This window comes from Amycolatopsis sp. NPDC051373 (assembly GCF_040689465.1).
In the GTDB taxonomy this organism is placed as follows: domain Bacteria; phylum Actinomycetota; class Actinomycetes; order Mycobacteriales; family Pseudonocardiaceae; genus Amycolatopsis.
Map to the genome: position 1 here is coordinate 116,274 of NZ_JBFBAE010000016.1, position 9,204 is coordinate 125,477.

Here is a 9,204-nt window from a genome sequence, read left to right on the forward strand (position 1 = left end):
GTATAGTTATACCGCCACCTTAACACTGGCCGGTATAGAAATACCACCAAACGCCCGGAGGCCACCACGGGCGAACCGTGGTGGCCTCCGGAGAAAACCAGCGATCAGTCGAACGCCTTCGCGATCAGCGCCTTCTGCTCCACTTCGTGCACCTTGGACGAACCCGCCGACGGCGCGGCCATCGGGCGGCGCGAGACGACCTGCAGGCCGGCGAAGACCTCCGGGAACTTCCGCGGCAGGTTGAGACCGAAGAACGGCCACGCGCCCTGGTTCTCCGGCTCCTCCTGGACCCACGCGATCTGCGTCGCGTTGCTGTAGCGCTCGATGGCGGCGAGCAGCTTGCGCTTCGGCAGCGGGTAGTACTGCTCGATGCGCACGATCGCGACGTCGTTCGCCTCGCGCTTATTGCGCTCGGCCACCAGTTCCCAGTAGAGCTTGCCCGAGGTCAGCAGCACCTTGCGGACGCCGTCGGGGTTCTGCGTGGTGTCGTCGATGACGGACATGAAGCGGCTCTGGCCGGTGAAGTCCTCGACCGCCGACGTCGCGGCCTTGTTGCGCAGCATCGACTTCGGCGTGAAGACCACCAGCGGACGCTGGATGCCGTCGAGGGCGTGGCGGCGCAGCAGGTGGAAGTAGTTCGCCGGGGTCGACGGCACGGCGACGGTCATCGAGCCCTCGGCGCACAGCGAGAGGAAGCGCTCGATACGGCCGGACGTGTGGTCCGGGCCCTGGCCCTCGTGGCCGTGCGGCAGCAGCAGCACGACGTCGGAGCGCTGGCCCCACTTGGCCTCGCCCGAGGAGATGTACTCGTCGATCACGGTCTGCGCGCCGTTGACGAAGTCACCGAACTGCGCTTCCCACATGACCAGCGACTCGGGGTTCGCCACGGCGTAGCCGTACTCGAAGCCGACGGCCGCGTACTCCGACAGCGCCGAGTCGTAGATCATCACGCGGCCCTGGCCCTCGGCCAGGTTCTGCAGCGGCGAGTACTCCTGGCCGGTCTTGCGATCGATGAACACCGAGTGCCGCTGCGTGAACGTGCCGCGGCGCGAGTCCTGGCCGGACAGCCGCACCAGGCGGCCCTCCATCGCCAGCGAGCCGAACGCGAGCAGCTCGCCGAACGCCCAGTCGACGTCGCCTTCGCGCGACATCTTGTGGCGGCGCTCCATAACCGGCTTCACGCGCGGGTGCGGGGTGAAGCCCTCGGGGACGTTGACGAACGCGTCGCCGATGCGCTCCACGACTTCCTGCGAGACGGCAGTGGTGACCTTCGCCGGCACCTGCTGCTCTTCCTCGACCGAGGGGCTCGCCTTCGCCGGGTGCTTCTCGAGCTCGCGCACCTCGTTGAAGACGTGCTCCAGCTGGCTGGAGAAGTCGCGCAGCGCCGCTTCGGCCTCTTCGACGGAGATGTCCCCGCGGCCGATCAGCGACTCGGTGTAGGTCTTCCGGACCGAGCGCTTGGTGTCGATGATGTCGTACATCGCCGGCTGCGTCATCGAGGGGTCGTCGCCCTCGTTGTGGCCGCGGCGGCGGTAGCAGATCAGGTCGATGACCACGTCCTTGTGGAACGCCTGGCGGTACTCCACGGCCAGCTTGGCCACCCAGTGGGCGGCTTCCGGGTCGTCGCCGTTCACGTGGAAGATCGGCGAGCCGATCATCTTCGCGACGTCGGTGGCGTACTGCGACGAGCGCGAGTGCTCGGGCGCGGTGGTGAAGCCGACCTGGTTGTTCACGATCACGTGCACGGTGCCGCCGGTGCGGTAGCCGCGCAGCAGCGCGAGGTTCAGGGTCTCGGCCACGACGCCCTGGCCCGCGAAGGCCGCGTCGCCGTGCATCAGGACCGGCAGCACGGTGTAACCCTCGCCGCCCTTGTCGAGGATGTCCTGCTTGGCGCGGACGATGCCCTCGAGCACCGGGTCGACCGTCTCGAGGTGCGACGGGTTCGAGGCCAGCGACACCTTCGTCTCGCCGTCGCCGAACATCCGGAAGTACTTGCCCTCGGCGCCGAGGTGGTACTTCACGTCACCGGAGCCGTGGGCCTGGCCCGGGTCGAGGTTGCCCTCGAACTCCTGGAAGATCTGGCTGATCGGCTTGCCGACGATGTTGGCCAGCACGTTGAGGCGGCCGCGGTGCGGCATGCCGATCACGACCTCGTCGAGCTCGTGCTCGGCGGCCTTGTCGAGGATGGTGTCGAGCAGCGGGATCGCCGTCTCGCCGCCTTCCAGCGAGAAGCGCTTCTGGCCGACGTACTTCGTCTGCAGGAAGGTCTCGAACGCCTCGGCGGCGTTGAGCTTCGACAGCACGTACTTCTGGACGGTGGAGTCCGGCTTCTCGTGCGGGATCTCCACGCGGTCCTGGATCCAGCGCCGCTCCTCGGGGTCGAGGATGTGCGTGTACTCGATGCCGACGGTGCGGCAGTACGAGTTGCGCAGCACGCCCAGGATGTCGCGCAGGGTCATGCGCTCCTGGCCGGAGAAGCCGCCGACCGGGAACTCGCGGTCGAGGTCCCAGAGGGTGAGGCCGTGGGAGATGACGTCGAGGTCGACGTGGCTGCGCTGGCGGTAGTTCAGCGGGTCGGTGTCGGCCATCAGGTGGCCGCGCGTGCGGAACGCGTCGATCAGCTCGATCACGCGGGCGGTCTTGTCGACCGGGCCCTCGGGGATGTCGGCGACCCAGCGGATCGGCTCGTACGGCAGGCGCAGGCTGGTGAAGACGTCGTCGTAGAAGCCGTCGCCGCCGAGCAGTAGCTCGTGGATGCGCTTGAGGTACTCGCCCGACTCGGCGCCCTGGATGATGCGGTGGTCATAGGTGGACGTCAGCGTCATGATCTTGCTGACGGCCAGGTCGACCAGCGTCTTCTCGCTCGTGCCCTCGAACGCCGCCGGGTACTGCATGGCGCCGACGCCGATGATCGCGCCCTGGCCGGCCGACAGGCGCGGCACCGAGTGGTTGGTGCCGATGCCGCCCGGGTTGGTCAGCGAGATGGTGGTGCCGGCGAAGTCGTCCGCGGTGAGCTTGTTGTTGCGGGCCTTCTTGATGATGTCCTCGTACGCCTGCCAGAACTGCAGGAAGGACATGTCCTCGACACCCTTGACCGAGGCCACGACGAGGGTGCGCGCACCCTCCTTGCCCTTCATGTCGATGGCGAGGCCGAAGTTCACGTGTTCCGGCGTGACCGAGAACGGCTTCCCGTCGATCAGCTGGTAGTGCCGGTTCATGTTCGGGAAGTCCTTCAGTGCTCGCACCATGGCGTAGCCGATGAGGTGCGTGAAGGAGATCTTGCCGCCGCGGGTGCGGTTGAGGTGGTTGTTGATGACGATGCGGTTGTCCGCCATCAGCTTCGCCGGGACGGCGCGCACGCTGGTCGCGGTGGGCACCGTCAGCGAGGCGTCCATGTTCTTCGCGATCGCCGCGGCGGCGCCGCGCAGCTGCTTGGTTTCGGGCTCTTCCTTCCCCACCGGCGTGGCGGCGGGCGCCTTCTCGGCGGCCTTCGGAGCCGGCTTCGCGGGCGCGCTCTTCGGGGCCGGCGCCGGCGCCGGCGCGGGGGCGGCGGCCGGCTTGGCCGGCGCCGACTGCCGGGCGGCCGACTCGGCGTTCTGGACCGCCTTGGCGGACGGTTCGGTCGCGTGGCCGTTTCCGCTGGCCGCAGTGGTGGCCGCGCTCTGGCGCGCACTGTCGGCCTTCGCCTGTGCCGTCTGCGTCGGCTTGAAGTCTGCGAAGAAGTCGTGCCAGGCGGCATCGACTGAGGAAGGGTCCGCGAGGAACTGGTCGTACATTTCCTCGACCAGCCACTCGTTAGGGCCGAACTGTGACGCAGGGCTGCTGCTGGACACGGCTTGGGCTCGCCTCTATCCGTCTCGATCTTGTCTGTGCTAATGCGCCTACCAGGCTAACCCCCTCTGTGACGGCCGTGTGATGGAACTGCCCTCTGTGAGGCCTGGCGCACTAGGGGATCGATCACTGACTCGATCAAGTGTCCCGAGGAGCGGACTTTTGAGGTAGAGGAGATCCGCCGGTCACGACTATTTCGGGCAACGTTGGGGCCTCCTTCGCCGAGGCGCCCGCACGCGTTCACGCCCACCCGGTGCACTGTCGGGAGGATGCGGCACACGTCGGCTGTGCGGCCGCCCTGGCGCTCCGAGGTGGTGCAGCACGATGTGGCTCGTCGAATGTCCCTCGTTCTGGGACCAGGGGCTCATCCGCCCCCTGGTCGTCGAGAACGGCAAGGTCGTCCTCATGTGCGACTCCTGTGGTGTGGTCTGGCACACCCCCGCCGGCATTGAGGACTTCGAGCACGTCGCACCCTGCGAACCCGACTGGTCCATCGACCAGGACAGCCACGTCCGCCCGGGCACGATCCGCTGGGCCTCCGAGGCGGAGGTCACGTCGGCCGGGTGGGGCGAGCTGGCGTGGCGTGAGCTGCCTTAGTTCTCTTCGGTCGCGTTTACGGCCTCCGCCAGCTCGGCGGACAACGGGTACGGCGGCTCGGCCGGCAGCAGCGCCCGCGCTTCGGTGACCCGCCCGTCGGCGAGGCGCTCACGGATGGCGCGCATGACCGGCGTGACGTCGGTGACCGCGGTGATCCACTCGTCCACGTACCGGTCCACGGCCTCGCCGCCCAGCCCGAGCTGGACCGAGCGATGCGGCAGCGGCCGGTGGTGCACGTCACGCTCGGGGTCCCACTGCACGCGGACCGGGCTGGTCCGCATCGCGGCCTTCCACGCTGCCTGGTCGCGGTGCACGCGCGGGTCGAAGTGGCTCAGCGCCGCGTGGGCGAGCACCCAGGCGAAGCCCTCGCGGGTCATGTCGAGCGCCAGGGCGCGCTCCTGGCCGGGCTTGGTCGCCCAGCCGCAGCGGTAGCCCATCCACGTGAACGACGGCTTGATCCATGTCATCCGATCCCGTTTGAACGGCGCCACGAACGTGCCGGCGGCCAACGCCGCGTCGGCGATCTCCGGTGAGTACGCCTGGTAGACGCGGATCGTCCGGTCGTCGTGGCGCGCGCGGATCTGATGGGCCGGGACCCTGGCCGCTTCGAATACCGTCTCTTCGAACACCCTCCTGATTCTCGTGTCGTGCGCCGGTGCCTGGCGAAGGCTTTTCCGCCGACGTCAGCCGAGGGACCACAAGCGGGCGTAGTGGCCGCCGGCCGCCAGCAGTTCGGCGTGGGTGCCCTGTTCGATGATGCGGCCGTGGTCGAGGACGACGATGCGGTCGGCCTTCGCGGCGGTGGCCAGGCGGTGCGCGACGACGAAGGTAGTGCGGCGGCGCGAGAGGTGTTCGGTGGCGCGCAGTACGGCCGCCTCGGTGGAGGGGTCGAGAGCGGCGGTGGCCTCGTCGAGCAGCAGGACGTCGGGGTTCACGAGCTCGGCGCGGGCGAGCGCGACGAGCTGGCGCTGGCCCGCGGACAGCGACCGGCCGCGTTCGCCGACGGGCTGGAGGAAGCCGGCGGGCAGGGCGGCGACGCCGTCGAGCGCGCCGACCGAGCGGACGGCCGCCTCGACCTCCGCGTCGGTCGCGCCGGGTCGGCCGTAGCGGACGTTGTCGGCGACCGTGCCGGAGAACAGGTGCGCCTCCTGCGGCACCACACCCATGCGAGCGCGCAGGCCGGGCAAGTCGTACTCGCGGACGTCGACGCCGTCGATCAGCACCGCGCCGCCCGTGGCGTCGTAGTAGCGCGCCACCAGCTTCACCGCCGTGGACTTGCCCGCGCCCGTCGCGCCGACCAGCGCCACGGTCTCACCCGGCGCCACGTCCAGCGACAGCTTCTCCAGCGCCGGCTGCTCGGCGCCCGTGTAGGAGAAGTCGACGTCCTTGAACGTCACCTCGCCGCTCAGGTGGTCCGGCAGCGCGATCGGGTGCGCGGCGGGCGGCACCGACGTCGGCGTGCGCAGTAGGTCGCCGATGCGGGACAGGCCGACGGCCGCCTGCTGGTAGCCGTCGAATACCGCCGACAGCTGCTGGATCGGCGAGAAGAACTGCTGCAGGTACAGCAGGAACCCGAGCAGCACACCGGCCTCCAGCGTGCCCGCGGCCACGCGGTTGGCGCCGACCACGAGCACCGTGGTGGTCGCCAGGTCCGACATCAGCGCCACCAGCGGGAAGTACGTGGCGACATAGCGCTGGGCCCGCAACCTCGACCGCCGGTACGCGTCGCTGCGTGAAGCGAACGCCTCCGCCGAGCGCTCTTCGCGCGTGTATGCCTGGGCGACCCGCAGGCCGCTCACGTTCTCCTGCAGGTCGGCGTTGACCACGCTTACCTTCTCGCGCGCTTCGGAGTACGCCCGCGAAGCAACGCGCCGGAAGATCACCGTCGACACCAGCAGAATGGGCAGGAGGGCAAGCGCGTACAACGCCAGCGACGCGTCGGTGACCAGCAGCGCCACGGTGATGCCCGCCAGCGTCAGCACGCTCACCACGGCCGTGGCGAGACCGGTCTGCAGGAACGTGGACAACGCATCGACGTCCGTGGTCATCCGGGTCATGATCTTCCCGGACAGCTCGCGCTCGTAGTAGTCGAGCCCTAGCCGCTGCAGGTGCGCGTAGCTGCGTACGCGCAGGGAGTACAGCACCGTCTCGCCGACGCGCGCGGTGAGCCGCGTCTGGCCGCGCACCACGAACCAGTCGGCCGCGACGACTAGTGCGCCGATGCCCGCCATCAGCCAGATCACGCTGACGACACCCGGCTGCACGCCGTGGTCCACCCCTCGCTGGTACAGCGCGGGCAGCGCCAGCGACGCCAGCGCGTCGGCCGCCACCAGCGCGATCACCGCGATCAGCGGCCACCGCACGGGCCGCAGCAGCCGCGAAAGCCGGAACCCCGGGTCGGCGGCCGTGACGTCCACTTCGGACAGTCGTGGCCGGTCGTCGGCGGTCGGCAGCTTGCGCACGCCTTCCAGCAGCTCCGGCGTCGGCGGTACGTCGGCCCCCGCGCCACCGCCGCCGGCGAAACCGGTTCCACCGCCCGGTGTGGCCCCGCGAGCGGCGGCGGCTTCGGCGAGCGCGTCGACCTCGTCGCGGTCGTCGCGCGGCCACAACACCGGCGTGATGCCGCCGGCGTCGGGCTCGAGGCCCTCGCAGCGGTGCGGCTTCTCGACGTCGTCGCCTGGGCCCGCCACGAGTTCGCGGAACAGCGGGCAGCGCGCCTGCAGCTCCTCCTCCGTGCCGACGTCGACGACCTTGCCCTGGTCGAGCACGGCGATCCGGTCGGCGAGCTGCAGCGTGGAGCGGCGGTGTGCGATGAGCAAGGTGGTGCGCGAGGCCGTGACCGAGCGCAGCGTGTCGTGGATCGCGGCCTCGGTGACGGTGTCGATCGCCGACGTCGCGTCGTCCAGGATCAGCACGCGTGGGTCGGTCATCAGCGCCCGCGCGAGGCCCAGGCGCTGGCGCTGCCCGCCCGAGAGCGTGAGGCCGCGCTCGCCGACCTCCGTGTCGTAGCCGAGGGGCAGGGCGCGGATGAACTCGTCGGCCTCGGCCGCGCGCGCCGCCGCGTACACCTCTTCGTCGCTCGCGTCGGGGCGGCCGTAGGCGATGTTGTCGCGCACCGACGAGGAGAACAGGAACGCCTCCTCGAACACGACGCCGATCGCCTGCCGTAGCTGCTTCAGCGGCACATCGCGCACGTCGAGGCCGCCGACGCGGACCACGCCGGCGTGCGCGTCGTAGAACCGCGGCAGCAGGAGCGAGATCGTGGACTTGCCCGACCCCGCGGTGCCCACCAGCGCGAGTGTCTCGCCCGGCCGCGCCGTGAGCGTGAGGCCGTCGAGCACCGGCTCGCTGCGGGTGTAGCCGAACTTCACGTCTTCCAGTTCGACGCCGAGCGGGCCCTCGGGCAGTGGCTGCGCGTCGGGGCGGTCCACCACGTCGGGCTGTGCGTCGATGAGCTCGTACACGCGTTCGGCGCCCGCGCGCGTGAGCTGCGCCTGCACCACCAGGCCGGACAGCATCCGAGCGGGCCCGATCAGCGTGGCGAGGTAGGTGGCGAACGCGAGGAAGGTGCCGAGGCTGATCTGGCCGTTCAGCGCCAGGACGCCGCCGATCGCGAGCACCGCGACCTGGCCGGCGGCCGGCAGCGCGGTGGTCGTGGCCGTGGGCACCGCCGACAGCTTGGCCGCGCGCAGCCGTTCGGCGAACAACCGCCGCGCCGTGCGTTCCAGTCGCGAGACCTCACGCGACTCCTGGCCGAAGCCCTTCACCACGCGCACGCCGGTGACGGTCTCCTCCACCTGCTGCGCCACGTCGGCCGCGCGCTGCTGCGCCGACCACGTGGCCGGGAAGAGCCGTTTGCGGCTCAACGTGACGATGATGCCGACGGCCGGAGCCACCACCAGCGCGATGAGCGTGAGCAGCGGCGACATCCACAGCATCGCCCCCAGCGCGAGGAGCGCGAAGATCACCGACCCCGCCGACAGCGGGACCTGCATCAGCAGCCCGGTCACGAGCTGCAGGTCGGAGATCGCCCGCGAGACCACCTGGCCGGTGCGCAGTGCGTCCTGCTTGCCGCCGTCGAGCCGCGAGACGGAGCCGAACACGCGGTTGCGCAGGTCGTGCTGCACGTCGAGCGCGAGCCGGCCGCCGACGTAGCGGCGCAGGAACGCCGAGCCGAACGCCACCACCTGCAGCGTGACCAGCGCGGCCGCGATGCCGCCGAGGCCCGCGGTGTGCCCCGCCACCGCGTCGTCGACCGCTGTGCGCACGAGCAGCGGGCTCGCCGCCTGCACGCCCACGGACAGGATCGCCGCGGCCATCGCGAGCACGACGACGCCCCGGTGCTCCCAGCACGCGGCCGAGAGCCTTCGGACCCAGCCGACGGGAGCAGCCGGCGTCTCAGCAGCCGGGCGGTCTTGACGCGCGCGCGTCGCAGTGGTGGTCACGTTCTCAATCTAGGCACGGGGACCGACTTTTTATTCCGCTTTGAAGGGATGACGGGTCCCTTCACCCCTTCAGCCGCCGCCGCCCGACCGCGACCCGGCAAAGAAAGCCCTTGCGCCGCAACGCATCGCGGCTCACGGCAACCACGCTGGGTCGGTCCCCGGTCGCGCCGCGGGGTTCCGGGGGCTCGGCCCCCGGGCAACACATCGCCCCTTCCCCGGGAGCACGAAGTGCGAAAACGCATCGCGGCTCACGGCAACCACGCTGGGTCGGTCCCCGGTCGCGCCGCGGGGTTCCGGGGGCTCGGCCCCCGGGCAACACATCGCCCCTTCC

Annotated in this window: 4 protein-coding genes; 1 reads left to right on the plus strand and 3 read right to left on the minus strand. The window is 70.4% G+C overall.

The genetic code is table 11. The features are described 5' to 3' along the window. Positions 1–104 precede the first annotated feature (104 nt). On the minus strand, positions 105–3,833 hold the full coding sequence (locus tag AB0383_RS28725) for a multifunctional oxoglutarate decarboxylase/oxoglutarate dehydrogenase thiamine pyrophosphate-binding subunit/dihydrolipoyllysine-residue succinyltransferase subunit (protein WP_366189004.1): 3,729 nt from the start codon (positions 3,831–3,833) through the stop codon (positions 105–107). Between the two features lie 322 nt (positions 3,834–4,155). Between AB0383_RS28725 and AB0383_RS28730 the strand changes: the two genes are divergently transcribed. Next, the gene (locus AB0383_RS28730; protein WP_364183961.1) at positions 4,156–4,428 is read left to right on the plus strand and encodes a hypothetical protein; all 273 of its coding nucleotides are present in this window, start codon (positions 4,156–4,158) and stop codon (positions 4,426–4,428) included. On the opposite strand, the gene AB0383_RS28735 is transcribed toward AB0383_RS28730, so the two are convergent. Together AB0383_RS28735 and AB0383_RS28740 are read right to left on the minus strand one after the other, a co-directional pair. After that, the gene (locus AB0383_RS28735; RefSeq protein WP_366189005.1) at positions 4,425–5,057 is read right to left on the minus strand and encodes a DUF4291 domain-containing protein; all 633 of its coding nucleotides are present in this window, start codon (positions 5,055–5,057) and stop codon (positions 4,425–4,427) included. The two genes, AB0383_RS28730 and AB0383_RS28735, sit on opposite strands and share 4 nt — an antisense overlap. A 54-nt stretch (positions 5,058–5,111) precedes the next feature. Next, positions 5,112–8,873 carry an ABC transporter ATP-binding protein gene (locus tag AB0383_RS28740; RefSeq protein ID WP_364183967.1) on the minus strand — a complete coding sequence of 1,254 codons (3,762 nt, stop codon included), beginning with the start codon at positions 8,871–8,873 and terminating at the stop codon, positions 5,112–5,114. Positions 8,874–9,204: the final 331 nt, after the last annotated feature.

Bases quoted from the DNA above. Each gene is read 5' to 3' on its own strand.
- AB0383_RS28730 (WP_364183961.1), top strand. From the start codon at position 4,156: ATGTGGCTCGTCGAATGTCCCTCGTTCTGGGACCAGGGGCTCATCCGC.